The organism is Candidatus Cardinium hertigii (assembly GCF_003788695.1).
In genome coordinates this window covers 3,513-3,947 of the sequence record NZ_RARA01000006.1, presented here as the reverse complement: position 1 = coordinate 3,947, position 435 = coordinate 3,513, and the positions used below count along the sequence as shown (strand labels likewise).

The window sequence follows — 435 nt, the reverse complement described above, 5'->3', positions numbered from 1 at the left end:
TGGACGCGGCCGTGATGAACGATTTGTTCATTTTGCTGTGAATGACGCAATTGTCAAAAATGACGGTGGAATTGCCGAAAATGTAGTCGGTGGTGCCTTCAATGTAACAGTTGGAATAGTATTGGCGATTGACCTTTTCAACTCCAATATTGCCCGTGTACAACGTGTCCTGTTGAAAATAAAAGTTGCTTTTAAATCTTTTTAATATGGAAAATTTCAATTGAAAAAATCTTTGGATTTTGTATAAAAATAAAATAATAAAAGAAATGTATCATTTTGAACGAATAGCATTTAATCATCTGCTGTCTTCTTCAACAACCTCGTTAAATGCATGATACTTTAACCAAATTCATATTCTGTTTTGAAACCGGAGTTTTTATATTTAACACTGTACGAATGGCCGAATAAAAGTTCGTTTAATTATTTATAACACAA

At 32.4% G+C, this 435-nt stretch carries 1 protein-coding gene; it reads right to left on the bottom strand.

Going from position 1 to position 435, the window contains the following annotated elements:
• Positions 1-163 (bottom strand): pectinesterase family protein (locus tag EDM02_RS05855; RefSeq protein ID WP_317614967.1); only part of this gene is annotated, 163 nt, incomplete at its 3' end.
• Positions 164-435 lie beyond the last annotated feature (272 nt).